The following is a 26,626-nucleotide window of genomic DNA, read 5'->3' as shown; positions in this document are numbered from 1 at the left end:
GGCGGACGTTCCCGGCCACGAGATTCGCGCCCCTCACAAGCCCGGCTTCGGTGTCCCCGCACAGGGCATGCGAGCGCGACGACCCAAGGCTTGCCACGTTCCCGTTGTGGCGAGCCGGGCCCGCCGGGTCTTCCTGGCCGTCGGCGGCGAGGCCTTGAGGCGGACACGGCAAGGTATTGACATGTATACCAAATCATATACGGTGCTCAAAACGGATCCGCCGCAGCTCGCTGCGGTGCATCAGCCCCCGGCCCGGGGCAGCCGCGGCATCGGCTAGCCAGGTGCCGCTGGCACGTACACCTGGAACGGAGGGGTCCGACCCATGGGGGACCGCTACTACAGCACGAGCGCGGCATTCCTCGAAGCACTGGCCGAAGCCGGCATCCGCGAGCGGCCGGACAACGGCGTGATCACGCCGCAGTACCTGACCGCCTGCGTGCGCGACGCACTCGCCGGTGAGGACGCTCTGTTCCTGACCAAGGCCATCACCAACTTCCCGGTCGTCGCCGAGCACCTGCGGGCCAACCGCCCCGGGTCGCTGATCGGCAGCGGCGGAGGCTCGTGCACCAGCCGCTCCGCGGTGGTCGCCGCCCACCTGCCGGGAGTCTGAACCGGCCGACCGCCGGTGCGACGCGCGGGGCGCGTCCTGGATATACCTAGCCGATGATGCGAGGGAGGTGGGCCGGTGAACCGGTCCATAAACCGTGCAGCGATTGATCGGGTGCTCAAGGGCGCTGTGGATGCCGGCGTGGTACCGCACGTAGCCGCGATCGCTGCGGACGCCGATGGCGTCTTTTACGAGGCCGGCTTCGGGCCGCGCGTGGCCGGTCAAGACGGTGAGGTCACGGCCGGCACCGAGTTCGCCCTCATGTCGATGACCAAGATGATCGTCACCGTGGCCGCGTTGCAGCTGGTGGAACAGGGCAGCCTCGACCTTGACGCTACGGTCGACAGCTACTGTCCCGAGTTCGCCGAGGTCAAGGTGCTGGAGGGGTTCGACGGGGACACACCGCGGCTGCGCGCGCCGGCAAGCCGGGCCACTGTCCGGCACCTGGTCACCCACACCTCCGGTCTCGCCTACTGGTTCTGGAACGAGGACATCGCCACGTATGAGAAGGTCACCGGCCGGCCCGACGTCGTGCCCGGCCGGCTCGATGCGTTCAAGGTGCCGATGGTCGCCGACCCCGGCAGCAGGTTCGTCTACGGCGTCAACACCGACTGGCTCGGACGGGTGGTCGAGGCGGTCACCGGCAAGGGGCTCGACGCTGTGGTCAAGGAAGGCGTCACCGGGCCGCTCGGCATGGACAACACGTCGGTCGCGCTGACAGCCGACCAGATGGCCACCTTCGCCGCCGTGCACGTCAAGGACGGCAGCGGCGACTGGTCCGACGCCGGCGACATCATCAACCGCACCGACCCGGACTGGTGGGTCGACGGCCACGGCCTGTACTCGACGCCGCGCGACTTCGCCAGGTTCGAGCAGGCCCTGCTGCGCGGCGGCGAGTTGAATGGCGCCCGGATCCTCAGCGGCAAGACGGTCGACGAGGCGTTCCGCAACCAGATCGGCGAGCTCGACTTCCCGGCCGAAATCCCGGCCGCCGACCCGGCTTCCAGCGGCCCGCTCAACCTCGGCCCCGGCTACAAATGGGGCTACGGGCTCCTGCTCAACACCGCCGACCTGCCCGGGCGCCGCCGGGCCGGCACCGGTGCGTGGGCCGGGCTGTTCAACACGCACTTCTGGATTGACCGCGCCAGCGGAATCTGCGCCTCGATCTACAGCAACTCGCTGCCCTTCATCACCCCGGAGGCGCTCCAGCTTTACCTGGACTACGAGACGGCGCTTTACGCAGCGCTCTAGCCCGGTTCCGCCCCGCATATGTAGGCGGGAACGACATGGAACCAGGGCCGTCCGGAATGGCTCGGACGTCCGTGAACTCAACGAGGAGCGGTATGGAATACATATCCGATGCCGAGAGGTCCTCAGCCCTCACACAGGAACCGTGGGCTCTGGCCAGGAACGAGCTGCAGCAGGCCGCCGAGTCGGGCCACGACGTGACCGGTCTGCGGCCACGCCTGGAGTCGTTGTCGCCTGACGACGAGATGGGGCTGCTGGAGCTTCACCGGGAGATCCTCGCGCGGCCACGGGTCGCGGACTGGCCGTACACCGAGACCTCGGCACTCAAGGAGATCGTGGCGGGGCTCCCGCAGGATCAGGGGCCGCGGACGGTACCCGCCGACCGCCTTCACGACCGGATCCTGGGCGCCTGGAGCGGCCGGATCATCGGCAACATGATGGGGAAACCCTTCGAGATCGGCCCCACCCGGGAGTCGATCCGCGCGTACCTGCTGGCCAAGAAGGCCTATCCACTCACGGGCTATGTGCCCTTCGACGACATCGCCGAGCGCGAGCAGCTCGGCAGGTGGGGCTTCGAGGGCGTGACGGCGGGGCGTGTCCACGGATCGGCCCGGGACGACGACATCGACTACACGGTGCTGGGCCTGCACCTCCTCGAGACCTACGGCAGCGCGTACACGGCACGCGACGTGGCGGGCGAGTGGCTCTCCCGCTTGCCCGTGTACGAAGTCTTCACCGCCGAGCGGGCCACCTACCAGAACCTCGTCCGCGAGGTGCCGCTCGCCGAGGCAGGGGAATACCACAACCCGTACCGGGAGTGGATCGGCGCGCTCATCCGCGCGGACATCTTCGGTTTCGTCGCCCCCGGGCATCCCAGGCAGGCCGCGCTGCTGTCCTATGAGGACGCCTCGCTGAGCCACCGGGCCAACGGGATCTACGGCGAGATGTGGGCAGCGGCGCTGGTCTCGTCGGCGTTCACCGCCGCCACACCAGAGGAGTCGGTTGCGGAGTCACTCCGGCACGTGCCCGCGTCCTCGCGGCTCGCAATCGAGATCGGGACCGTGCTGGGGGATTTCCGGGCAGGCATGGACTGGGAGAAATGCCTGGACAAGCTGCATGCGCGGCACAGCGAGATGAGCTGGGTACACACGATCAACAACGCTGGCGCGCTCACAGCGGCTCTTCTCTGGGGCGGTGGGCGGTTCGGCGAGACAGTCGGACTGGCCGTACAGGCCGGGCTCGACACCGACTCGATCGGCGCCACCGCGGGGGCGTGGGCTGGAGCGTTCCTTGGCGCCTCCGGGCTTCCCGAGTCTTTGGTAGACCCCCTCGAGGATCGCTGCCGTAGCGGCGTCTTCGGGTTCTGGGACCTCTCGATCTCCTCGCTCGCCGAGCGGACGGTCGCGATCGCCGAGGCTCACACGACCTAGCACCTGGCCGATCCATCCGTAACCAGCCTGATTCACCGCGATTCAAGCGGCTCCGGGATCTACCCGGGTAGAACGACAAGGAGGTCGCCATATGACCACTGAGAACCCCCTCCGTCAGGGTGCCGGAACCCCGGGGGGAAGCACGAGTGCCCGCTTGCTGGAGGGTCCAGGTAAGCTCTACGCCCCCGGCATGGCCCTGTACTACTTCGGCTGGTGCATGGCGATCCTCACGCCCGTCATGCTCACGCTGCCGCTGAAGGTCCAAGCCCTGGTCGGCAGCGAACACGCGGCGGGTGCCTTCGGGCTGGTCACCGCGATCGGCGCCGTCGTCGCGATGATCTGCACCCCGCTCGGGGGACGCCTGTCGGACCGCACCACCTCCCGGTTCGGCATGCGGCGGCCCTGGATCATCGTGGGGGCGATCGGCGGCATGCTGAGCCTGCTGCTGATCGCCGTGGCGACCTCGCTGTGGATGGTGATAGTGGGCTGGATCCTCACCGAGATCTTCTTCAACACCGCGTGGTCGGCCGCCAACGCGACAGTGGCGGACCAGGTCCCGCCCGGACAGCGGGGACTCGTGTCCGGGCTCATCGGGATCGGCCTGCCGCTGGCGCTGCTGACCGGATCGGTCGTCGTCAACGCGTTCGACGGCTACACCTACCGGTTCGGCGTCCCCGCCCTGATCCTGGTCATCTTCGCGACGTTCTTCGCCCTGACCCTGCGGGACCGCAGACTGGACCAGCGCCCGGCGAGGTTGAGTCTGAAGGAATTCGCGCTCACCTTCGTGTTCAACCCGCGCAAGCACCCCGACTTCGGCTGGCTGTGGATCGGCCGGTTCGCGATCATGTTCAGCTACAGCGGGATCCAGGTCTACCTGGTCTACCTGCTCGGCAGCCGACTCGGCCTGAAGGGCGGCGAGCTCACCGGCACGATCGTGCTCGCCAACCTCGGCTCCGCGATCGCCATGATCGCCTCCAGCTTTCTCATCGGCGCGCTGTCCGACCGCTTCCATCGCCGGAAGGTGTTCGCGGCCGCCGGCTCCCTCATCATGGCGCTGGCCCTCGCGATGATCGCCTTCGCTCCCAGCGCTTCGATGGTCATCGTCGCGAGCACCATCCTCGGCTTCGGCGGCGGGGGCTTCTTCGCGGTCGACTTCGCGCTGGCCACCGAACTTCTCCCGCAGAGCAGCGACACCGGCAAAGACCTCGGAGTGTGGGCGGTCACCAACGCGCTCCCGCAGTCCGTCGCGCCCGCCATCGCGCCGGGAATCATCGCTCTGGGCACCTCGGCGATCAGCGGCTACTCCCTGCTCTACCTCGTCGGCGCGGTGGTCGCAGTTCTCGGTGCCGTCTTCATCTACCGCATCAAGGGGGCAAGCTGAGCGGATGACGTGGTCCGAACCACCGCGCCCGGATCGGCGTGCCAGCGTGGCGCGCCGGTCCGGGCGCAGGCCCACCCACACATACGGGCCCACCCACACATAAAGGAGAGAAATCATGGAGTACACACGCCTAGGCCGTACCGGCTTGCAGGTAAGCCGGCTGTGCCTGGGGACGGTGAATTTCGGCCCGTACACCAGCGAGGCCGACTCGTTTGCGATCATGGATCGGGCCCATGAGCTCGGCGTCAACTTCTTCGACACGGCCAACGTTTACGGCGGGGCCGCGGGGAAGGGCGTGACTGAGACGATCATCGGCAACTGGTTCGCCCAGGGCGGTGGTCGCCGGGAGCGGACCGTGTTGGCGACGAAGGTGTACCACGATATGGGTGACTGGCCGAATGAGGGGCGACTGTCGGCTCTCAGCATCCGGCGGGCGTGTGAGGCCTCGCTGCGCCGGCTGCAGACCGACTACATCGACCTTTACCAGATGCATCACGTGGACCGGGATGCCCCATGGGATGAGATCTGGGAGAGCATGGAGACCCTGCGGGCACAGGGAAAGATTCTCTATGTGGGATCTTCCAACTTCGCCGGATGGCACATCGCCAAGGCACAAGAGACCGCGAAGGCCCGTCACTTCCTCGGCCTGGTCAGTGAGCAGTCGCTCTACAACCTCCTTGAACGCACCATCGAGCTTGAGGTCCTCCCGGCAGCGGAGGACTATGGCCTCGGCGTGATGACATGGTCGCCGCTGCAGGTCGGCCTGCTCGGCGGCGTGCTGAAGAAGGAAAGCGAAGGCCAGCGCCGGTTTCAGGACCAGAACAGGGAACTCCTGGAAAGTAAGCGGCCGCAGATCGAGGCCTACGAGGCGTTCTGCGCGGAACTCGGCGCAGAGCCTGCCTCGGTCGCCCTGGGCTGGCTGCTCACCCGGCCCCAGGTCACGGCTCCCATCATCGGGCCCCGCACCCTGGCGCACCTGGAGAGTGCCCTGGACTCGCTGAACGTCCATCTCGACGATAAGGTCCTGGCCCGCCTGGACGAGATCTTCCCCGGCCACCAGACAGCCCCGGAGGACTACGCCTGGTAGACCGCTCATCCCTGCCAAAACGCCCCGAGCACATCGTGCCCGGGGCGTTCGTTTTGGGGTTTGACGACAACGCTGATGACAACGTGCCTCTATACGATCACGTTTCTCGTTTCCGGAAGCATCTCCCTCGCCGTCAGCGTAAGCGCGGTGTTGCCGCCCCAAGACTGGTGGGATTCCGACTACGGATATTTCCTTGGGTGGGAAACCCTCGTCGGGTCGTTGGCCAAAATGGCTGGATTCGCCGTGGCAGGCATCGGCATGATGCTCGGCAGCATCGCGTGCGCGATCGCATCCCGTGGAAAACCTGCTCCGGTGGGGCCGCCTCAACTCCCAGCTGATCACCAGAAACAAGAGCCGAGTTCGTAGATGGCTCAGGTACAGCGAGCCATCACACCGATACATGGAACGTCAGTGGTGCTGCAGTGTCAGGCTCGTCTTGTCGGCGGCGATGGTGAGTTGAGCTTGGCCGCCGATCGGGAAGGTGGCCAAGGGGGAGGTGTGGCCGATGTCGATGTTGGCGAGTACCGGGGTGCCGGCCAGAGACGGCTGAGTGTCGATTATCTGTTCCAGCAGCGGGCGGGTCATGTGGCTCGCCTCCTGGAAGCGGCCGATCGCCAATCCTCGGATGTCGGAGGCGCCGGGAAGCTGAAGCAGTGACGTCAGGTCCCGCGCGAAGGTCGCCGGGTGCGATTCGAAGTCGTCTTCCACGATCAGTATCGCGCCGTCGAGAGATGGCATGTAAGGGGTGCCTTGCAGCAGGTTCAGCGTGCATAGATTGCCGCCCACGATTCGTCCCTCGGCGGTGCCGGGCCGGATCGCCCACCATCCTTCGTTGGGGATCAGATCGCGCTTGTCCTGGTCGAGGAACCAAAGATCATCGCTCCAGGTCGCCGACGGGGTAAGGGCGACTGGGGCGCTCTCGAACATCACAGCGGTGAACCAACGCAGGATCTGCTCAAAGTGGTCGCGCATCCCGAACGTCGACCAGTGTGGTCCCGAGTAGGTGACCAGACCGGTTCGGGCGAGGATGGCATTCTGCAAGGCCGTGATGTCGGAGTAGCCACACAAGATCTTTGGGTTGTCGCGAATGAGCCTCCAGTCCAGAAAGGGCAGGAGTTCGTTGCAGTTGTAGCCGCCGATCACCGTCAGGATCGCCGACACCGAAGGGTCCGCGAAAGCGTCATGGAGATCGGCGACTCGGGAGGCGATGCTGGAAGAGTCGAAGGAGTCCCGCTCATCAACGTGGTCGCCATAGGACAGAGTCAGGCCGAGTTCGGCGAATCGGCCTTCGATGATGTCAGTGTGGTCATGCTCCATCACCATCGCGCGGGATCTGGCGGGTGCCACCACGCGTACGGTGTCGCCTCGGTTCAACTTGGCCGGGAAGATCGTATCCATTGCCTGAGCGTAATGCCGCCGCCCGAATCTACGATCGCGACGCGGTGGCCGGCCATAGTACGAGCGGGAGTCCATTCCAGCCGGTGGGCCCGGTTCAGCGCAGCTCGCCTTCCAGCAGACCCATGATGATCTTGTCGTGCCATTTTCCGTCGCGCCGGAACGCCTCGCGCATGCGTCCCTCGTCGACGAATCCCACCTTCTCGTAGACCCGGCGGGCCGCGGTGTTCTCGGCGATGGTGGTCAGGGAGATCCGGTGCAGCCGCATCCTGTCGAAGCCGTACCGGCAGATCACCCGCATCGCGTCGGTGGCGTACCCCTGACCCCAGGTGTCCTTCTCACCGAGATAGATGTCGAGCTTGGCGTCACCCGTCTCGGGTTCGGCCTCCCGCAGCGCGACGATGCCGATCGTCCGGCCGTCGAGTGTGTCGATCATCAGGTTCAGGTCGCCGTAGGAGTCGGTGCGGCGCTCCTCAAGTTGCTTCCTTGTCTGAGCCAGCGACGGCGGATAGGGGGCGTCCATCCACCGCATGACCTCAGGGTCGCCGTGCCAGCGCCACAGCGTCTCGGCGTCCGGCGGTTCGACGGCGCGCAGCCGTACGCGATCTCCAGTAACCATGCAGAATTCCCTATCAGAGCGCAGGGCAGACGTGCGACTCGATTAGCTCCGCCGTTGGCCGGCACGGCGCGAGTTCTTGTTGACGCGATGCGATCTAGTTGGGCATCAGGACCGCGCTCTTCAGCGCAGCAGGACGCGAAGTACTGCTTCCGCGCGCCGGGCGTCGGGTTCCTCGCCGGTGATCATGCGGGTGTGGATGTAGGACTCGGTGATGCGGGCGGCCGTGTAGGCGAGGTCGTCGAGAGGGATTTCGGCCGAGATCAGTCCTGCGTCGCGGTCTTCGTCGATGAGCTCGCGGATCAGTCGCAGGTAGCGCCGCTGGTACTCACCGGAGGTGCTGGTCAGCAGGCTCAGCGCGAAGTCGGGCTCGTCGCGTAGCAGTTGCCGCATGCCTGGGTGATCGTTCACGTCGCGGACGAAAGCGGTGAGGGCGGCGGCGGCGCGTGGTCCTTCGGGCTTGGCTCGGCGGTAGCGGCTGAAGCTCTTCTGGGTGGCCGACCAGAGCACTTCGGTGATCAGTTGTTCGCGGGAGCCCACCCATCGGTACAGGGTGACTCGGTTGATGCCCAGTTCGTCGGCCAAACCTTGCATGTCAATGCGCTCCCCGGCCGCGAAGCGGCGGCGGGCGGCGGCGAAGGCGTCGAGTACCGCGGGGCGTCGGGTCACGTCGCCCCCGCTCAGTGCCCGCTGCAGCGCCGTGGACGTGGACGGTGTCACCTGGCGTTCCCCGCTCACCGCATGTGCTCCCCTCGCCGCCACATGTACCACCCTCGCACCCCCGGGATCCGTCACGGCAAGATGCAACGAGGTTAAGGATACGTTGCAGAACGCATCATCCTCGCCTAACGTTGCAGTGGGAGCCGAGCGGATACCCGCCCTGCCGACGATGCGATCTGCCCAGCCCCGCCGACAGAAGGGCATGACGTCATGGTCGATGTGTCCGGGAGCTGCGACGCACGGTTCGAGGCGGTGAAGGACGCCCTCGCCGAGCAACTTGCGTCCGGCAACGAGTTGGGCGCGAGCATCGTCGTGGACATCGACGGCGACACCGTTGTCGACATCTGGGGTGGGTGGCGCGACGCCGATCGCCGCTCACCATGGGCCGAGAACACCATCGCCAATGTCTGGTCGACCACGAAGACCGTCACCAGTCTCGCGGCCCTGATGCTCGTCGACCGGGGACGGCTCGATCCCTACGCGCCCGTCGCGCGGTATTGGCCGGAGTTCGCCGAGAACGGCAAGGAGCACATCGAGGTACGGCACATCCTGAGCCACACCTCGGGTGTGTCCGGCTGGGAAGCGCCGTTCGCCCTCACGGACATGTACGACTGGGACTTCTCGACCAAGAGGCTCGCCGCCCAGAAGCCGTGGTGGGAGCCCGGCACCGCGTCCGGGTACCACGCTAGCAACCAAGGCCACCTCGTCGGCGAGCTTGTGCGCCGCGTGACCGGGCGACACCTCAAGACATTCGTCGCGGAGGAGATCGCGGGTCCGCTCGCCGCCGACTTCCAGATCGGCGCCGTGGAAACCGATTGGGAGCGGATCGCGCCGGTCGTCCCGCCGCCTCCGCTTCCGTTCGACCTGAACGCTCTCGATCAGGACAGTCCCGTCTACAAGACCTTCACCGGGCCGCCGGCCGACGCGGCGGCGGCGAACACACCGGGCTGGCGTCGTGCCGACATGGGCGCGCTCAACGGCCACGGCAACGCCCGATCGGTCGCTCGCATCCTCAAATCGCTCGCCCTGGGCGGCACCGTCGACGGGGTGCGCCTGCTTTCCCCGGACACGATCGACGTCATCTTCGACGAGCAGAGTCACGGGCCCGACCTCGTCCTGGGCGTGCCTCTGCGCTTCGGGATCGGCTACGCGCTGCCGGAGACGGAAACGGTGCCATACGTGCCTCAGGGGCGCGCCTGCTACTGGGGCGGCTGGGGTGGCTCGCTCATCCTGATGGACCTCGACACCCGGACCACCATCAGCTACGTGATGAACAAGATGGCCCCGGGCATCATCGGATCCGACCGCTCGGAAGACTACGTCCGGGTGATACACAGCTGCCTCGCCTGACGGAACGCGAGTCCGAGACGTGCCCGAGGCGTGCGGCGCTTTAGCAACTGTGGTTGACTAATCTCGAAGTAGTCAACCACAGTTGCTTACATGTCCGGTGTTGAGAATCCCGTTCCCCAGGAGCCCGCCGACGCGCTGGCGGCGGTGGCGGCGTTGAGACGCCTGGCCGACCAGATAGAGGACGCCGCCGTCGAGCAGGCGATGCGAGCAGGCTGGAGCTGGCCGCAGGTCGCCGAGGCGCTCGGCGTGACGCGCCAAGCGGTCCCCAAGAAGCACGCCAAGCGGCTCATCGCCGCGGGCGTCACGCTGAGGAGGCGCTGACCATGACCGCCATCGACGAGTACATCAACACGATCATCGAGCAGGGACGGCACGATGCGCAGCACGACGGATCGGCGACGATCGAGGCACACCATCTCCTGCTCGCGATCGCCACTGAAGAGGAAAGCACCACTCATCAGGTCTTGACCACGGCCGGGCTCGACCACTCGGCGCTCCGTGACGCGCTCGATCGCGAGTACGAGCACAGCCTGAGCGCGGCCGGAGTGTCCCTGGCCACCTTCGACCTCCCCCGGCCGAGCAGCACCGGCAACCTTCCGACGCAGATGGGGGCATCGGCCGAACTCGCGCTCGAACGAGGCTTCGCCACTACGCCCTCATCGGAATGATCATCGAGCGGGCAGGCGACAAGGTCACCGTCACCAAGCTGGGCGCGGTGCGCGTTCAAGCCCCTGGACCCATCGCAACGCTACGTCGACGGACGCCCGGTCCAGTCCGATCTCCGGGTCGATCGTGATCAAAAGAGTCGGTTCGTGGCGGTCTTCGGCCCAGTCCAACGCTTCAGGAGTATGGGCGTCGTCGATCCACACAGCGGGCCGCTCGGCCGCGAACGCCGCGATGACCGGCACCTTGTCCCGGGGCTGGAACGGCACCCGGGGCATGGCCAGCACCGGCATGGGCGGAATCTCCAGGACAGGGGCGAGGAGACGGTTCGCCTCCTCGTTCCAGCCGGTCGCCCACGCCACGTCGAACAGCCGGCCGAGTTCGGTGATCCACTGTCCATGCGCAGGACAGAGGCGTATCGGCTCCTCATCGTCGAACATCTCGTACTCGGCGAATCCCGGAGGGCAGCGAGTCGCGGCAAAGGGATTGAGAACGCCGTCCACGTCGAGAAGGAGTACGGGCCGTGTCATCGATCCAGTATCGAACCCCCGCATCGGTCATGCCAGCGGCCAGGTTCATGGGGCACGCGCCGCGTCTTAGGGGCGAGGCGAATGGTGCCCTTTGGCGCACCTCGGCCTTCGTGACGGCGCTCCGCCGGTTGTCACCCGCTCGCCGCCGGCTCGTAGCCACGGAGAAGGCGCTCTTCGAGGTGCGCTTCGGCGGCGAGATGCGCCGCGAGCTCGTCGAGCGTGGCGGCGCAGCGCACGTTCGACAGGCCGCGCTGGACGAGGCTCCGCGAGACGCCATGACGGCGCACGGCGTACCACCCGCCTCCGACCGCGTCGGACACGAGCCAGTTCCGGCTGTACTTGGCCTTGAGCTCATCGATCGTCACCGGCATGGCCGGCCTCCTGCCCGTGGCGGACGGACGCGCCGATGGCGGGAAGGCGGTGTCGCGCGGCCGGCGAACCGGCGCGGGACCCAGGGAAGAGCCGCGGGCGGGCAAAGTGGGGGAGGCCATGCGCCAAGGCTAGTGACCGCTTCGTATTCAAGCAATCACACACAGTAGTCGATCAGAAGTTGGCCGACATCGGCCACGAAGATCGCACTCGGCGCCGCGACCCCGGTGTCGCGGACCGGGGCCGCGACCGGGCGACCTCCCCCTGAGGGCTCTTGTGGCCTCCTCCCGGAAGGAATGGCAGCACAATTGGGGCATGAACCAATGGCAGGAGACGCGAGAACGGCTGCGCGCGTTCGCCCTCGGCCTCCCCGAGGCCTACGAGGACTTCCCCTGGGGAGAGACCGTCGTCAAGGTCAGCAAGAAGGTCTTCGTCTTCCTCGGAATGGAGGAGGAGTCCGAGAAATGGAAGCCCGGCTTCTCCGTAAAGCTGCGCGAGTCGAACGGCCATGCCCTCAACCTGCCCGGCGCGGCTCCGACGGGCTATGGGCTGGGCAAGGCGGGGTGGGTGACCATTCCCTACTCCGACGAAACGGCCGACACCGACCTCCTGTGCGAATGGGTCGAGGAGAGCTACCGCATTGTCGCCCCCAAACGCCTCTCCGCCAAGCGGGAAGCCCCCCAGCCGTGAACGACCATGCTGGAACCGATTACGCTCAGTAGTCGACGGCCGCGTCGGTGATCCAGTCGGCGAGGTAGCGGGCGAAGGAGGCTCGGACCAGCACCCGGAACTCCTCGTCCTCACCCGCGACCAGCACGACCTGCGCCCTCGCCAGCGTGGTCTGCGCGCAGCGGCCGGGGCCGAACACCGATGGGTGCAGGTCGATGGCGCATCCATGTGCGAGCAGGTCACGTGCGCCCGGCCCGGCCACCAGGATCGTGGTCCGCTGCGCCGACACGTCGGTCACCGCGACGTCCTCGGAGCGCGGAAGGTCCACATCGCCGATGACCAGCCACTCGTCGGGGCCCAGCCACAGCACGTCGGCCCCGCCGGAGCGCAGCCAGGTGCCCGGTTCCATCGGCAGCCGCAACCCGAGCGACGGTGGCACCTTGCCGGGATCGGCCCGGAGGTTCGTCTGCCGCAGGAAGGGGATCTCCCGCACGCGCAATCGTGTGTCAGAAACCCCCGCGAACCCCGCCAGCGGGCTGATCCGCTCAACCATCGTGGCGGGCTCCCTCGGAGGTGTCGGGTCGGCCATCGCGGCGGGTTCCTTCTGGGTCGTAGAGGACGTGGTGGGTGACCGTCACCGGGATCAGGGTCTCGCCCGTGTAGGCGTGCAGGCGCTCCCCGACGCGGTCCCTGCCGCCGCTCACGAGCGCGAGGGCGAACGTACGGCCGAGGGCCGCGCTGCGGTAGGAGGAGGTCACGTGGCCGAGCATGGGCACGGGAGGCTCCGGGAGCCGTTCGCAGGCGACGAGCTGGGCGCCTTCCGGCAGCAGCGCGTCCGGGTCCTCGGGGAGCAGGCCCACCAGGTGCCGGCGGTCGGGCCTGGCGGTGTCGGCGCGGGCGAAGGACCGCTTGCCGACGAAGTCGGGCTTGCTCTTGGAGACGACCCAGCCCATGCCGAGGTCCGCAGGCGTGACCGTGCCGTCGGTGTCCTGGCCGATGATGGGGTATCCCTTCTCGGCGCGCAGCACGTGCATGGTCTCGGTCCCGTACGGGGTGACCGCGCCGGTCGCCTGGACGGCCTTCCACAGCGCGAGCCCGTGCCACCAGCTGACGTTGATCTCGTAGGCCAGCTCGCCGGAGAAGCTGATCCGGCAGACCCGCGCCTCGATGCCCGCCACCTCGGCGTCGCGCCAGGTCATGAACGGGAAGCTCTCGGCGTCCACCGCCAGGTCGGGGGCGAGGCTCGCGAGCACGGCGCGTGAACCCGGTCCGGCCAGGGCGACCGTCGCCCACTGCTCGGTCACCGAGGTGCATCGGACCCGCAGGCCGGGCCATTCGGTCTGCAGCCACTCCTCCATCCAGTCGAGCACGGCGGCCGCGTTGCCCGTGGTCGTGGTGACGAGGAAGCGGTCGGGCGCCAGCCGGATGACGGTGCCGTCGTCGAACACCATGCCGTCGGCGCGGCACATGACGCCGTACCGGATGGCGCCGACCTTCAGGCTGCTCATCAGGTTGGTGTAGAGGCGGTCGAGCAGCTCGGCCGCGTCCGGGCCCTGAACGTCGATCTTCCCGAGGGTGGAGGCGTCCATGGCGCCTGTGGCCTCGCGGACGGCGCGGCACTCGCGCAGGACCGCGGCCTCCATGTCCTCCCCCGGCCCCGGGTAGTACCAGGGTCTCTTCCACTGCCCGACGTTCTCGAACAGCGCGCCGTGCTCGGCGTGCCAGTCGTGCATCGCGGTGACGCGCACGGGATCGTGCAGGGCGCCCCGGTCGCGTCCGGCGAGGGTCGCGAAGGACACCGGGACGTAGGGCGCGCGGAAGGTGGTGGTGCCGAGGCCGGCGATCCCGGTTCCCAGCACCTGGGCGACGATCGCGCTGGTGAGCGTGCCGGAGGTCTTGCCCTGGTCGTGTGCGGTGCCCGCCGTGGTGTAACGCTTGACGTGCTCGACGGAGCGCAGCCCCGCGCCGGTGGCCCGCCGCAGGTCGGCCACGGTCACGTCCCGCTGGAGGTCCACGAAGTGGTGGGTCTCGTCGTCGGCGGGCACCAGCCACACGTGCTCCCCCCACCCGCCGGACGGAGACGGCGGAGTGGCGAGCGAGGTCGGCGGAGTGGAGGCGGCGGCGGTTTCGCCGTCGGCGAGGCATTCGGCGAGGGTGGTCGCCCCTCGCGCCGCCCCGGCCACCACCACGTTCCGGCCCGCCTGGACGGCTCGCGCGGCATCCCCCGGGACGAAGGCGCCGAGCCGCTCGTCGTAGCGCAGCTCCCCTCCGGCCTGGCCGAACAGGTGGACCACGGGATTCCACCCGCCGGCGACGAGCAGCAGGTCGGCCTCGACCTCGCGTGATCCCGTCATGGCGCCCAGGCCCTCGCCGCGCTCGCCGATCACGACGGTGCGCAGGCCTTCGTCGCCGTCGCCGATCGCGGCGGTGACCAGCCGGCCCTCGCGGGCGTCGGCGATGTCCACGATCTCGACGCCCGCCTCGGCGAGGTCGCGGGCCGCGTCGTAGGCGGTGTCGTCCATGCCGGTGGTGAAGACCACCGCCCGGCGGCCGGCCGGCACGCCGTACCGGTTGGCGTACGCGCGCGCGGCGGAGGCCAGCATGACACCGGGGAGGTCGTTGCCGCTGAACACGATGGGCCGCTCGTGCGCCCCGGTCGCCAGGACGACCCTGCGGGCGCGGATCCGCCAGACCCGCTCCCGCGTCACGGCGTCCTCGCCCCGGCGCTCGACGGCGACGAGGTAGTTGTGGTCGTAGTACCCGATGACGCTCGTCCGGGACAGGACACGCACGTCGGGCAGGGCTCGCAGCTCGGCCGCGACGGCGAGCGCCCACTCGGCGCCGGGCCGGCCCTCCACCGTCTCGGCGGTGTCCGGCAGGGTGCCTCCGGGCTCGGGGCGGTCGTCGGCGAGGACGACCCGGGCTCCGGTGCGCGCGGCGGCCCGCGCCGCCGCCAGCCCCGCCGGTCCGGCACCCACCACGAGCACGTCGCAGTGCGCGTGCGTGGCGTCGTAGCGCGCCGGGTCCGGGCCGGGCGACAGCCTTCCCTGCCCGGACAGGCTGGATGCGACCAGGCCGTCGTACAGCGGGATCGTGGTCGCCTGGACCATGGGCTCGGGGAACGGCCGTTCGATCTGGACGACGGCGTTCGGCTCCTCGGTCCACGCGCCGAAGATGCCGCGCGGGCGGCCGAGCGTGACGCTGGTGGCCACCCGGCGCACGCCTGCCGCCAGCAGCGCCGAGGCGAGGGTGTCACCTCGGCGGCCCTCGTAGGCGCGGCCGTCGAACGTGAACCGCAGCACCTGACCCTCGTGCCCGGCACGCCGCCGCGTCATCGCGGGCCTCCGGTGGCGGCGTCCCAGGACGCGCTCGCGGTGCCGACCTCGCCGGTGGCGACGTTCCCGGGCGGGGAGGCGTCCCCGGACGGGGATATGGGGGTGATCTCGTTGGTGGCGGTGTTCCTGGTCAGGTTGAACCAGCGGCGGCAGCCGGCCGAGTGGTTCCACCGTTCCTCGAACGGGCCCTCGGGGTTGTCGCGGAAGAAGAGGTAGCGTGCCCACTCCTCGTCGGTGAGCGCGCCGGGGTCGCGGGGGTAGGCGACGCCGGCCTGCCCGCCGTACCCGAACTCGGCCTCGTCGCGCGGCCCGCACCACGGGCAGGGGATCAGCAACATCGCTCGCGCTCCTTCAGTGCGCCACGGCGGCGGCGCCGTGCTCGTCCACGAGCGCGCCGGTGGTGAATCGTTCGAGGGTGAAGGGCGCGTTGAGCGGGTGCGGCTCCCCGGTGGCGATCGTGTGCGCGTAGCACCAGCCGACGCCGGGCGTCGCCTTGAACCCGCCCGTTCCCCAGCCGCAGTTGACGTACAGGTCGCCGACCGGGGTGAGTCCGACGATCGGCGAGGCGTCAGGAGTGACGTCGACCACCCCGCCCCAGGTGCGCAGGACGTGCGCCCTGGCGAAGATCGGGAACAGCTCCAGCGCCGCGGCCATCTGCCGTTCGATGATGTGGAAGGCTCCCCGCCTGCGGTAGGAGTTGGCGGCGTCAATGCCGGCGCCCATGACCAGCTCGCCCTTGTGCGCCTGGCTGACGTAGACGTGGACCGCGTTGGACATGACGACCGTCGGGTGGACCGGTTCGAGCAGTTCGGAGACCAGCGCCTGGAGGGTGTGGCTCTGCACCGGCAGCCGCAGCCCGGCCATGCCGGCCACGACCGAGGAGTGCCCGGCCGCGGACAGTGCCACGCGCCCCGCCGCGATGCGCCCGCGTGTGGTCTGTACGGCCCGCACCCGGCCGTCGGTCACCTCGATGCCGGTGACCTCGCAGTGCTCGATGAAGTGGACGCCCATCGCGGAGGCGGCCCTGGCGTACCCCCAGGCGACGTGGTCGTGCTTGGCGATGCCCGCGCGCGGCTGGTAGGTGGCGCCGAGCACCGGGTAGCGCGCGTCGGGTCTGACGTCGACGATCGGGCAGACCTCCTTGACCCGCTCGGGGCCGAGCCATTCGGCGTCGACGCCGTTGAGCCGGTTGGCGTTGACGCGGCGCACGCTGTCGCGCACGTCCTGCAGGCTGTGGGCGAGGTTGAGCACCCCGCGCTGGCTGAACAGCACCTCGTAGCCGAGGTCGTCCTCCAGCCCTTCCCACAGCTTCAACGCGTGCTCGTAGATGCCGGCGCTCTGGTCCCACAGGTAGTTGGAGCGGATGATCGTCGTGTTGCGGGCCATGTTGCCGCCGGCCAGCCAGCCCTTCTCCAGGACGGCCACGTTGGTGATGCCGTGGTTCTTCGCCAGGTAGTAGGCGGTGGCGATGCCGTGCCCGCCGCCGCCGACGATCACGACGTCGTAGGAGGCGGCCGGCTCGGGGCTGTCCCACAGCGCGGTGCCGTCCCCGGGCCTGGCCCGCTCGCGTCCGGTCATGCCTCTCCCGCCTTCGTGCCGCCCGTCACGGCCTTGCCCCGTCCGCAGCCACGCGGCCGCCCGGTCACGCGCGCAGCCGCTTCATGGCCGGGTCGAAGAGCGGTTCCTCCGCCACGACGGCCGGGATCCGCCTGCCGAAGTAACCGATGTGGACCTGCCGCCCGGGCTCCGACAGCGGGCGGGGCAGCCAGGCGTAGGCGATGGCCTTGCCGATGGTGTACCCGTACGCCGCGCTGGTGACGTACCCCACGCAGGTGTCGCCGTCGTAGACGGGCTCCTTGCCCATCACCACGCCGGAGGGGTCGTCGATCGTCAGGCAGGCCAGGCGGCGGGCGACCGAGGCGCGGCGCTCCTCCAAGGCGGACCTGCCGATGAAGTCGCCCTTGTCCATCTTGACGGCGAACCCCAGGCCGGCCTCGAACGGATCGTGCTCGTAGGTCATGTCGGCGCCGAAGGAGCGGTAGCCCTTTTCCAGGCGCAGGCTGTTGAACGCGCCGCGCCCGCCCGCGATGATGCCGTGCGGCCGTCCGGCCTCCCAGAGCGTGTCCCACAGCTTCACGCCCATGTCGGCGGTCGTGTAGAGCTCCCAGCCCAGCTCGCCGATGTAGGACAGGCGTAGCGCGGTGACCGGCACCGACCCGATGTACGCCCGCTTGGCACGGAAGTAGCGGAAGCCCTCGGCGGAGAAGTCGCCCTCGGTGAGCGGCGCCACCACGTCGCGTGCGCGCGGGCCCCAGATCCCGACGCAGCATGTGCCGGGGGTGATGTCCCTGATGGACACCGACCCGTCGGCAGGACGGTGGCGGGCGAGCCAGTCGAGGTCGAGGTTGCCGTTGGCGCCGACCTGGAACAGCTCGCGGCCGAGCCGGGCGACCGTGATGTCGCTGCGGATGCCGCCGTCGTGGTCGAGCAGCAGGCAGTAGGTCACCGATCCGACCGGCTTGTCGACGGCGCCAGTGGACATCCGGTCCAGGAAGGCCGCCGCGCCGGGCCCGGCGACCTCCAGCCGCTTGAGCGCGGTCATGTCGTACAGGGCGACGCCCTCCCGGGACGCCCGTGCCTCGGCGCCCACGATCGGCGACCAGTAGCGCGCCGCCCAGTCGCCGGGCACGGGGATGCCCCCGCCCTCGGCCAGGGCGGCGTTCGCGCCGTACCACTGGGGGCGCTCCCATCCAGACGCCTCGAGGAACAAGGCGCCGAGCTCGCGCTGCCGCGCGTGGAAGGGGCTCACCCGTAGCGGGCGCAGGTTCTCCGGCGGCTGGAGCGGGTGGATGATGTCGTAGACCTCGACGAAGTTCTGGCAGTCGCGGGTCAGGACGTACTCGGGGGCGAGCTGGTGCGGCTCGAAGCGGTTGACGTCGCACTCGTGCAGGTCGAACGACGAGCAGTGCCCGTCGACCAGCCACTCGGCCAGGGCTCGCGCCACGCCCGCCGAGTGGGTGACCCAGACGGCCTCGGCCACCCAGAACCCCTTGACCTCGGTGGACTCGCCGAGCAGGGGCATGTTGTCGGTGGTGAAGGAGAACAGCCCGTTGATGCCCTCTTCGATCTTGGTGTCGCGCGTCGAGGGCAGCAGCGATTGCGTCTCGGTCCAGGCGTCGGCGAAGTCGCCGGGCGTGAACGGCGTCACCGACGGCATCACCTCAGCGTCGTCGACGGACGCGATGGCCTCGGGGCGCACGGGCATCGGTCGGTGGCCGTAATAGCCGACGGCCAGCCGGTCGTACCGCTCCCGGTAGTACAGGTCGGCGTCCTGGTGGCGCAGGATCGGGCGGGTCGCCTCCTGTGGCCTGCCGCCGTCCGTGGGCGCCTCCTCGGCCTGGCCGCTCAGAGCAGGCACCGGGCCGGTCCAGGCGAGCTGGTGGGCGAGGGGGGTAAGGGGCAGCGCCATGCCGACCATGCCCGCGACCTTCGGGCCCCAGATGCCGGCGCAGCAGACGACGACGTCGGCGGGGATCTCGCCCTGGTCGGTGAGGACGCCGGTCACGTGGTCGTCCTCGACCCGGATGTCCAGCACCTCGTGCCGGTCGAGGACGCGTACGCCGCGCTCGCGGGCGAGCCGGAGCTGCGCCTCGACGGCGCGCACGGCCTTGGCGATGCCGTCGGTCGGCACGTACAGGCCGCCGAGCACCCGGTCGGGGTCGAGCAGCGAGTGGCGCCGGAGGCACTCCTCGGTGGTGAGCAGGTGCGCCTCGACGCCCCAGGCGGTGGCCCAGCCGTGCCGCCTGTGCAGCTCGGCGAGCCGTTCGGGGGTCGTGGCGACCTCCAGACCGCCGACCTGGAGGAAGCAGCCGAGCGCCAGGAGCTTCTCGACGGTGTAGCGCGCCAGCTCCGTCATGGTCTTGGAGGGGTTGGTCTGGAAGACCAGGCCGGGCGCGTGGGAGGACGAGCCGCCCGCCGCCGGGACCGTGCCCTGGTCGACCACGGTGATGTCGTCCCAGCCTCGGGCGGAGAGCTCCTCGGCGAGTGCCGCGCCCACCACGCCCGCTCCGATGACGACGACCCGGGGGCCCGTCATACCGCCACCTCCGTTGCGCATGATGAACAATGATGCGCCTTCCGCAACAAGCGTGACCGGCCGCCCGGGGGGTGTCAAGAGCAGGTCAGCCCGTGGGCAGCCAGGCCTTCACCTTGTCGGGGTTGGCCTCGACCCACTTCTTGGCGGCATCCTCGGCCGACATCTTGTCCTCGGAGATGTACTTGGCCACCAGGTTCTGGTCGTCGTTGGTCCAGGTGAAGTTCTTCACCAGCTGGTAGGCCGGGCTGCCGGAGTCGGCGAACTTCTTGCTCACGATCTTGTCGAGCTCGTACGGCGGGTAGTCGCAGGCCACCTTGGCCGCGTCCGCGTCGCACCCCTCGGTGTAGGCGGGCAAATTCACCTTGACGAGCTTGACCTCCGCGAGGAACCACTGCGGCTCGTAGAAGTAGCCGATCATCGGCTTCTTCTGGGCCTCGGCCTGCCGGAACCCGGTGATCAGCGCCGCCTCGCTGCCGGCGTACACCACCTTGTAGTTCAGCTTCAGGTTCTTGACCAGGGCCGCGTCGTTGGTGACGAACGAGGGGTCGCCGTCGAGCAGCTGCCCCTTGCCGCCGGACTCGGAGCTCTTGAACAGGTCGGCGTACTTGTCGAGGTTCTTCCAGTCGGTGATGTCGGGGTACTTCTCGGCCATCCACGGCGGCACGTACCAGCCGATGACGCCTTTGTTGCCGGTCGAGCCGGTCTCGACGGCGACCTGCTGCTGCTCGATGTACTTCTTCTTGAGGTCGTCGTGGCCCCAGTTCTCCACGATCGCGTCGACCTCGCCGGTGGCGAATCCCTGCCAGGCCACCTCCTCCTTGAGGTCCTTCTTCGTGACCTGGCAGCCGAGCTCCTTCTCGGCCACGTACGCGATCACCGCGGCGTTCGCCTCGTATCCGACCCAGGGGTTGATCGCGAGGTTGACGGCGCCGCACGCCTTCTTCGCCGGATCGGCCGTTCCAGAGGCGGACGGGCTCTCTCCCACCTTCGCACCCGCGCACGCTGAGGCGAGGAGGCCGACGGCCGCCACGAGTACGGCCGTCCTCGGCCGCGCGATCCTCGAAACTCTCACCAAAGTCCTCCTGATCGAAGGCCGCCGGAGGCGGCCGTTACACACCCGTGACGGGCGATTTCCGAACTCCCCGACGCTGTAGGGCCTTGGTGATCGCGGCCAGCATGGTGCCGAGGACCACGATCGCGAGGCCGGCGGCCAAGCCCTTGCCGCGCAGCTGGAGCTGGGAGAACCCCGACACCACGTCGTATCCCAGCGCTCCCGCGCCGACCAGCCCGCCGACCACGACCATGGCCAGCACGTAGCACAGCCCCTGGCCCGCGGCGAGGGTGACCGCGCCGCGCGCCATCGGCACCTGCACCCTGGAGATGATCTGCCACGTGCTCGACCCGGCGGCGGTGGCGGCCTCCACTGCCGCGGTGGACACGCCCCTGATGCCGTCCGCGACGAGCTTGATGGCCACGGGGGCGGCGTAGACGACCGCCGCGATGATCGCGGTGAACCGGGTGGCGCCGAACAGGCCGAGGATGGGCACCAGGTACACGAACGCGGGCATGGTCTGGCCGGCGTCCAGCACCGGGCGGATCACCCGGTCGGCGCGGTCGTCCCGGCCGATCCAGACCCCGATCACGATGCCCAGCGCCATCACCAGCACCGTGGCGACGAGCGTCGCGGCCAGCGTCACCATGCTGTCCTGCCACAGCCCGAGCGCGACCAGCAGGGCCACGCACACCGCGCACACGGCCGCGACCCGCACGCCGGCGACCACCAGCGCGGTCGCGGTGACCACGGCGAGCACCAGCCACCAGGGCGAGTCGGTCAGCACGGCCTCGAACGGGTTGAGCAGCCCGTAGGTGATGAGGTTCTTCAGCCCGTTGGTGGTGGCGAACAGGTTCGTCTGCGCCCACTGGCTCGCCGCGTCGGCGCCCTTGCGGACGAAGGAGCCCACGTCGGCCTCGCCCGGGAACTCCGCGGCCCACACGTAGACGTGCGACAGGTAGACGAGCACGGCGGCGACCGCGAGGACGGCGCCCACCTGGATCCGGCGCCGGAGCGGCCGGTGGGCGCGTCCGGCGCGGCGGGCGTCCTCGACGCGGCGTCCGGCCGCCGAGGTCACCCGGTCGAGCACGATCGCCATGATGACGATGGCCAGGCCGGCGTTGAAGGACGTGCCGACGTCGAGGGTCTCCAGGGCCTTGAGCACGGTCTTGCCGAGCCCGGGCGCGTCGATGAGCGCGGCGATCGTCACCATGGACAGCGCGGCCATGATCGTCTGGTTGACGCCGACGACGATGGTCCGCTTGGCCAGCGGGAGCCGTACCTTCGCGAGCAGCTGCCAGGGCGTCGACCCGAGTGAGGCGCCCGCCTCCACGGTCTCCTTGGGCACCTGCCTGATCGCGTGCGAGGTGATGCGGATCGCCGGCGGGATGGCGTAGATCATCGTGGCCACGGTGGCGCTGGCGGGCCCGATCAGGAAGACCAGCGTGAGCGGCGCCAGGTACACGAACGTCGGCATGGTCTGCATGAAGTCGAGCACCGGGGTGACCAGGCGGTCGAACCGGTCGTTCAGCCCGGCCCAGATGCCGAGCGGGATGCCGGCGGCGAGCGAGAGCAGGACGGCGGCCAGCGTCAGCGCCAGCGTGTCCATGCTCTCCTCCCACAGGCCGAGCAGCCCGAAGGACACGAATCCGGCCACGGTCAGCAGCGCGACCCTGAGGTTCCCGTACAGCAGGGCGACGGCGGCGGCGAGTCCCACCACGCCGAGCCAGCCGACCACCGGGACGGGACGGCCGAACGACGGCCGGCTGATCAGCGCCTGGACGAACGTGACGAACTCGTCGATGAAGAGCCGCACGTAGTTGAAGAAGTACAGGAAGATCGGGTTGGAGTCGCGGTTGTTGTCCACGACGTCGGCGGCCTCGCCGATCCGTGCGTGCAGCGGGGTCAGCTCGGCGCCGTCCAGCGGGAGGGTGGCCTGGCCCCGGAAGGCGATCCACAGCGCGATCCAGGCGGCCAGGATGCCCACGAGCAGGTACGGGCGCGACCACACCGGCCGGCGGGCCGCCACGGCCGCCGTCATCGCGGCCTCACCTCACCACGTCCACCCGCCGCGCGGGCGATCCCGTCGCCGCTCAATCCGCGATCACCTCGAGGATCTCGGCGCTGCTAACCACGCCGAGCAGCTCGCCGTCCGCCACGACCCGCACCGGGCGGTCCGCGTGCAGGACGGTGCGCACGGCGTCCTTGATGACGACGTCGGGACCGAGCTCGGGGCCGTCCAGCGCGTCGCCGTCGCCGGGCGGCCGCATGATCCAGCGCAGGGTCAGCACCTGCGAGCGGGACACGTCGCGCACGAACTCCCGCACGTAGTCGTCGGCGGGCGCGCCCACCACCTCGTCCGGGGTGCCGATCTGGACGATCTCGCCGTCGCGCATGACCAGGATGCGGTCGCCGAGCTTCAGCGCCTCGCTCAGGTCGTGCGTGATGAAGATCATCGTCTTGCCGACCTCATGGTGCAGCCGGATGACCTCGTTCTGCATGTCCCTGCGGATCAGCGGGTCCAGGGCCGAGAACGGCTCGTCGAAGAACAGCACCTCGGGGTCGACGGCCAGGGCGCGGGCGAGGCCCACCCGCTGCTGCATGCCGCCGGAGAGCTGGTCGGGGTAGGACTCGCCGTACCCGGTGAGCCCGACGAGGTCGAGCATCTCGCCGGCCCGCGCGTATCGGGAGTCCTTCTTCTGCCCCTGGATCTCAAGGCCGTAGGCGATGTTGTCCAGCACCCGCCGGTGCGGGAGCAGGCCGAAGTGCTGGAAGACCATCGCGAACCGGTGGCGGCGCAGCTCGCGCAGCTGCTTGTCGCCGGCCTTGCGGATGTCCACGCCGTCCAGCAGCACCTCGCCGGCGGTCGGCTCGACCAGCCGGGTGAGGCAGCGCACGAGCGTCGACTTGCCGGAACCGGAGAGGCCCATGACGACGAAGACCTCGCCGCGCCGTACGGCGAAGGAGACGTCGCGCACGGCGGCGACGCAGCCGGTGCGCTCCCTGAGCTCGGCGCGTGACAGCTCGGCGAGCGGAGTGCCGGCCACCCGGTCGGCCCGGGGCCCGAACACCTTCCACAGGCCGCGCACGTCGAGGGTCACCGACTCCTCGGCCTCGGTAAGGGCCTTCGGAAGCTCGGCCGGCGACGTCGCGGTCATGGTCACCTCGCGGTTCGAGGGATGGAGGCCGGTCACCTCCGGCGGCCACCGTGGCAGAACTCTGCCACGGACCTCTCCGTTCGCGATCTGGTTGCGTATGACGCATCAGAATGCTTAACGAGGAACAGAATCGACCCTCTGGTCAGCCCCGTCAAGGCTTGCCGCGTTTCCCTTCGCGACCGAAACGCGCACTGCCGTACCACCATAGAGGTGATGAAAACCGCGTGGCATCCGTCGGACATACCTAGAAGCGGTGTTTCCAGCCCTATATCTGGTCATTTCCGGCGCTGATCGGTCGCCGAGCCCGGGATCAGCGGGACGGCGCGGAGGCGCGGCCGGGATGCCGGTAGAACTCCACCGGCTCCGGCGGGAGCGGCGTGTCGCCGAGGATGAGGTCGGCGGCCTTCTCCGCGACCATCATGACCGGCGCGTAGATGTTGCCGTTGGTGACGTACGGCATGACCGAGGCGTCCACCACGCGCAGCCCGTCCAGTCCGTGCACCCGCATGGTGAGCGGATCGACCACGGCGCCCTCGCCGACGCCCATGCGAGCCGTGCACGACGGGTGCAGGGCGGTCTCGGCGTCACGCGCGACCCAGTCCAGGATCTCCTGGTCGCTCTCGACCGACGGCCCCGGCGACAGCTCGCCCGCGTTGAAGCCGTCCATGGCGGGCTGGTTGAGGATGCCCCGCGCCACCCGGACGGCCTCCACCCACTCCCGCCGGTCCTGGTCGGTGGACAGGTAGTTGAAGCGCAGCGCCGGACGCTCCCGCGGGTCGGTGCTGCGGATCTTCACCGAACCCCGGGCGTCGGAGTACATCGGGCCGATGTGCACCTGGTAGCCGTGCCCACCGGCCGGGGCCGAGCCGTCGTAGCGGACCGCGACCGGCAGGAAGTGGAACATCAGGTTCGGATAGGCCACCTCGTCGTTGCCCCGGACGAAGCCGCCCGCCTCGAAGTGGTTGGTCGCCCCCGGCCCCTTGCGCAGGAACAGCCACCGTGCCCCGACCCACGGGCGGTTGCGCCACTTCATCGCCGGCTGCATCGACACGGGCTGCTTGCAGCCGTACTGCACGTAGACCTCCAGGTGGTCCTGGAGGTTCTCCCCCACGCCGGGCAGGTCGTGGACGGGCTCGACGCCCAGGGCGGACAGCTCGGCCGCGTTGCCCACGCCGGAGAGCTGGAGGAGCTGCGGCGAGTTGATCGCGCCGCCGCACAGGATCACCTCGCCCGCCCGCACGGTCCGGCCGTCGTACTCCACCCCGACCGCGCGCCTGCCCTCGAACAGGATCCGCGTCACCAGCGCCCGCGTCCTGACCTCGAGGTTCGGGCGCCGCTTCACGGGATGCAGGTACGCCCGGGCGGCCGACAGGCGGCGTCCGCGGCGGATGTTGCGGTCGAAGGGCGCGAAGCCCTCCTGGCGGTAGCCGTTCACGTCGTCGGTCAGCGGGTACCCCGCCTGCCGCACGGCCTCGAAGAAGGCGGTGAACAGCGGGCTCTGCGCCGGCCCGCGTTCCAGGACCAAGGGCCCGTCGTGGCCGCGGAAGGCGGTCCCCGGGTCGGCCGTGCAGTTCTCCATGCGCTTGAAGTACGGCAGGCAGTGCGCGTAGTCCCAGGTCTCCATGCCGGGGTCGGCGGCCCAGCGCTCGTAGTCCAGCGGGTTGCCGCGCTGGAAGATCATGCCGTTGATGCTGCTGGACCCGCCGAGCACCTTGCCGCGCGCGTGGTAGATGCGGCGGCCGTTCATGTGGGGCTCGGGCTCGGACTCGTACTTCCAGTCGTAGAACCGGCTGCCGATCGGGAACATCAGCGCGGCGGGCATGTGGATGAAGACGTCCCACGGATAGTCCGAACGGCCCGCCTCCAGCACCAGCACCCGGACGGAAGGGTCGGCGGACAGCCGGTTCGCGAGGGCGCATCCGGCCGATCCACCACCGACGATGACGAAGTCGTACATACCAGCCCCGTCCCGCTCTCATCTCGCATATGCGGAGAAATGACGTGCATTGCTTGGTAGCGATTGACGCACATGGTTGCGGCATCCGCAACCATTCGGGGGGCACCGGAAGAAATGGACGCCGGTACGCCGACGCCTTACAGTCCCGAGCTATGGGCAACGAATCATCGGCCGGCGTGCAGTCGGTCGACCGGGCCATCAGCGTGCTGGAGATCCTCTCCCAGCGCGGCGAGGCCGGCGTCAGCGAGATCGCGGCCGAGATCGGTGTCCACAAGTCGACGGCCTTCCGGCTCCTCGGCGCCCTCGAAGCCAGGAACCTCGTCGAGCAGGCGGAGGACCGCGGCAAGTACCGCCTCAGCTTCGGCGTCATCCGGCTCGCCGGCGGCGTCGCCTCCCGCCTCGACCTCATCCAGCAGGGACGCCCGGTCTGCCGCCGCCTCGCCGAGGAGATCGGCGAGACCGTCAACATCGCCGTCGTGCGTTCCCACTACGCGGTCAACCTCGACCAGGTGCGCGGCCCGTCGGCGGTCACGGCGTACAACTGGGTCGGGCAGCTCACCCCGCTCCACGCGACCTCCAGCGGCAAGGTCCTGCTCGCCCACCTCGACGACCGCCATCGCGACCGGCTGCTGTCGACCGCCGGCCTCGACCGCTACACCCCCGCCACCATCACCTCGGCCGCCGAGCTGGCGCCCCAGCTCGACGAGGCCAAGGAACGCGGGTACGCCGTGACGCTGGAGGAGTACGAGATCGGGCTCAACGCCATGGCCGCCGCCATCCGCTCCTACGAGGGCGAGGTGGTGGCGGCCGTCAGCGCCTCCGGGCCCGCCTACCGGTTCAGCGCGGAGCGCATGCACCGGCTCGCCCCCGTCCTGATCGGCGGAGCGGCCGACATCAGCCACCGCCTCGGCTACTCCGGCTGAGCTCGCTGACGAGCAGGCGGACCACCCCGGGAAGGCGGTCA

Annotated in this window: 24 protein-coding genes; 10 read left to right on the top strand and 14 right to left on the bottom strand. The window is 69.3% G+C overall.

The annotated features are described in order from the left end of the window. Positions 1–322: 322 nt before the first annotated feature. From MYF83_RS09185 to MYF83_RS09165, 5 genes are all read left to right on the top strand, one after another. Complete coding sequence (locus tag MYF83_RS09185; protein WP_248959798.1) at positions 323–610, top strand: hypothetical protein; 288 nt, start codon at positions 323–325, stop codon at positions 608–610. 75 nt (positions 611–685) lie between these two features. Next, positions 686–1,858: a serine hydrolase domain-containing protein gene (locus MYF83_RS09180; RefSeq protein WP_308201423.1), complete on the top strand. Its 1,173-nt coding sequence runs from the start codon at positions 686–688 to the stop codon at positions 1,856–1,858. 92 nt (positions 1,859–1,950) lie between these two features. Further along, entirely contained in the window at positions 1,951–3,285 is a 1,335-nt protein-coding gene (locus MYF83_RS09175; RefSeq protein ID WP_248959796.1) for an ADP-ribosylglycohydrolase family protein, read from the top strand. Between the two features lie 91 nt (positions 3,286–3,376). Next, a complete protein-coding gene (locus tag MYF83_RS09170) occupies positions 3,377–4,666 on the top strand; it encodes an MFS transporter (RefSeq protein ID WP_248959795.1) in 1,290 nt (429 codons plus the stop codon). Between the two features lie 115 nt (positions 4,667–4,781). Next, positions 4,782–5,753 carry an aldo/keto reductase gene (locus MYF83_RS09165; protein ID WP_248959794.1) on the top strand — a complete coding sequence of 324 codons (972 nt, stop codon included), beginning with the start codon at positions 4,782–4,784 and terminating at the stop codon, positions 5,751–5,753. A 408-nt stretch (positions 5,754–6,161) separates the two neighbouring features. On the opposite strand, the gene MYF83_RS09160 is transcribed toward MYF83_RS09165, so the two are convergent. The 3 genes from MYF83_RS09160 to MYF83_RS09150 all read right to left on the bottom strand — a co-directional run bounded on the left by MYF83_RS09160 (position 6,162) and on the right by MYF83_RS09150 (position 8,502). Beyond that, on the bottom strand, positions 6,162–7,151 hold the full coding sequence (locus MYF83_RS09160; protein ID WP_248959793.1) for a S66 family peptidase: 990 nt from the start codon (positions 7,149–7,151) through the stop codon (positions 6,162–6,164). 94 nt (positions 7,152–7,245) lie between these two features. Continuing rightward, a complete protein-coding gene (locus tag MYF83_RS09155) occupies positions 7,246–7,767 on the bottom strand; it encodes a GNAT family N-acetyltransferase (RefSeq protein ID WP_248959792.1) in 522 nt (173 codons plus the stop codon). A gap of 120 nt (positions 7,768–7,887) precedes the next feature. Further along, entirely contained in the window at positions 7,888–8,502 is a 615-nt protein-coding gene (locus tag MYF83_RS09150) for a QsdR family transcriptional regulator (protein WP_248959791.1), read from the bottom strand. Positions 8,503–8,694: 192 nt separating this feature from the next. Here MYF83_RS09150 and MYF83_RS09145 point away from each other — a divergent pair, with 192 nt between their 5' ends. From MYF83_RS09145 to MYF83_RS09135, 3 genes are all read left to right on the top strand, one after another. Continuing rightward, entirely contained in the window at positions 8,695–9,834 is a 1,140-nt protein-coding gene (locus tag MYF83_RS09145) for a serine hydrolase domain-containing protein (protein WP_248959790.1), read from the top strand. Positions 9,835–9,924: 90 nt separating this feature from the next. After that, positions 9,925–10,155: a hypothetical protein gene (locus MYF83_RS09140; protein WP_248959789.1), complete on the top strand. Its 231-nt coding sequence runs from the start codon at positions 9,925–9,927 to the stop codon at positions 10,153–10,155. 2 nt (positions 10,156–10,157) lie between these two features. Beyond that, positions 10,158–10,502: a Clp protease N-terminal domain-containing protein gene (locus MYF83_RS09135; protein ID WP_248959788.1), complete on the top strand. Its 345-nt coding sequence runs from the start codon at positions 10,158–10,160 to the stop codon at positions 10,500–10,502. 30 nt (positions 10,503–10,532) lie between these two features. On the opposite strand, the gene MYF83_RS09130 is transcribed toward MYF83_RS09135, so the two are convergent. Both MYF83_RS09130 and MYF83_RS09125 read right to left on the bottom strand, forming a co-directional pair. Further along, positions 10,533–10,937, bottom strand: a complete 405-nt coding sequence (locus tag MYF83_RS09130; protein ID WP_248959787.1) for a hypothetical protein — start codon at positions 10,935–10,937, stop codon at positions 10,533–10,535. 221 nt (positions 10,938–11,158) lie between these two features. Next, positions 11,159–11,398, bottom strand: coding sequence for a hypothetical protein (locus MYF83_RS09125; RefSeq protein ID WP_248959786.1), 240 nt, complete (start codon positions 11,396–11,398; stop codon positions 11,159–11,161). Positions 11,399–11,711: 313 nt separating this feature from the next. Here MYF83_RS09125 and MYF83_RS09120 point away from each other — a divergent pair, with 313 nt between their 5' ends. Then, positions 11,712–12,086 (top strand): MmcQ/YjbR family DNA-binding protein, encoded by a 375-nt coding sequence (locus tag MYF83_RS09120; RefSeq protein WP_248959785.1) that lies wholly within the window; start codon positions 11,712–11,714, stop codon positions 12,084–12,086. Between the two features lie 25 nt (positions 12,087–12,111). Here the strand turns inward: MYF83_RS09120 and MYF83_RS09115 are convergent, their stop codons facing one another. The 9 genes from MYF83_RS09115 to betA all read right to left on the bottom strand — a co-directional run bounded on the left by MYF83_RS09115 (position 12,112) and on the right by betA (position 25,662). After that, the gene (locus MYF83_RS09115) at positions 12,112–12,618 is read right to left on the bottom strand and encodes a sarcosine oxidase subunit gamma (RefSeq protein WP_248959784.1); all 507 of its coding nucleotides are present in this window, start codon (positions 12,616–12,618) and stop codon (positions 12,112–12,114) included. After that, positions 12,611–15,400 (bottom strand): 2Fe-2S iron-sulfur cluster-binding protein, encoded by a 2,790-nt coding sequence (locus MYF83_RS09110; protein ID WP_248959783.1) that lies wholly within the window; start codon positions 15,398–15,400, stop codon positions 12,611–12,613. Before MYF83_RS09110 ends, MYF83_RS09115 begins: the two co-directional genes overlap by 8 nt. Then, positions 15,397–15,738, bottom strand: coding sequence for a sarcosine oxidase subunit delta (locus tag MYF83_RS09105; protein ID WP_248959782.1), 342 nt, complete (start codon positions 15,736–15,738; stop codon positions 15,397–15,399). The genes MYF83_RS09110 and MYF83_RS09105 overlap by 4 nt, the downstream gene beginning before the upstream one ends. Positions 15,739–15,751: 13 nt before the next feature. Further along, positions 15,752–16,978 (bottom strand): sarcosine oxidase subunit beta family protein, encoded by a 1,227-nt coding sequence (locus MYF83_RS09100; protein WP_248959781.1) that lies wholly within the window; start codon positions 16,976–16,978, stop codon positions 15,752–15,754. A gap of 64 nt (positions 16,979–17,042) precedes the next feature. Further along, on the bottom strand, positions 17,043–19,496 hold the full coding sequence (locus tag MYF83_RS09095) for a GcvT family protein (RefSeq protein WP_248959780.1): 2,454 nt from the start codon (positions 19,494–19,496) through the stop codon (positions 17,043–17,045). Positions 19,497–19,581: 85 nt separating this feature from the next. Continuing rightward, positions 19,582–20,568: an ABC transporter substrate-binding protein gene (locus MYF83_RS09090; RefSeq protein WP_248959779.1), complete on the bottom strand. Its 987-nt coding sequence runs from the start codon at positions 20,566–20,568 to the stop codon at positions 19,582–19,584. Positions 20,569–20,605: 37 nt separating this feature from the next. Further along, positions 20,606–22,588: an ABC transporter permease subunit gene (locus tag MYF83_RS09085; protein ID WP_248959778.1), complete on the bottom strand. Its 1,983-nt coding sequence runs from the start codon at positions 22,586–22,588 to the stop codon at positions 20,606–20,608. Between the two features lie 52 nt (positions 22,589–22,640). Next, positions 22,641–23,705 (bottom strand): quaternary amine ABC transporter ATP-binding protein, encoded by a 1,065-nt coding sequence (locus MYF83_RS09080; protein WP_248959777.1) that lies wholly within the window; start codon positions 23,703–23,705, stop codon positions 22,641–22,643. Between the two features lie 310 nt (positions 23,706–24,015). Then, positions 24,016–25,662, bottom strand: coding sequence for a choline dehydrogenase (gene betA / locus MYF83_RS09075; protein WP_248959776.1), 1,647 nt, complete (start codon positions 25,660–25,662; stop codon positions 24,016–24,018). A gap of 152 nt (positions 25,663–25,814) precedes the next feature. Between betA and MYF83_RS09070 the strand changes: the two genes are divergently transcribed. After that, positions 25,815–26,585 carry an IclR family transcriptional regulator gene (locus MYF83_RS09070; RefSeq protein WP_248959775.1) on the top strand — a complete coding sequence of 257 codons (771 nt, stop codon included), beginning with the start codon at positions 25,815–25,817 and terminating at the stop codon, positions 26,583–26,585. Positions 26,586–26,626 lie beyond the last annotated feature (41 nt).

Source organism: Sphaerisporangium perillae (assembly GCF_023276435.1).
In the GTDB taxonomy this organism is placed as follows: Bacteria; Actinomycetota; Actinomycetes; order Streptosporangiales; family Streptosporangiaceae; genus Sphaerisporangium; species Sphaerisporangium perillae.
This window is presented reverse-complemented; position numbering and strand designations above follow the sequence as displayed.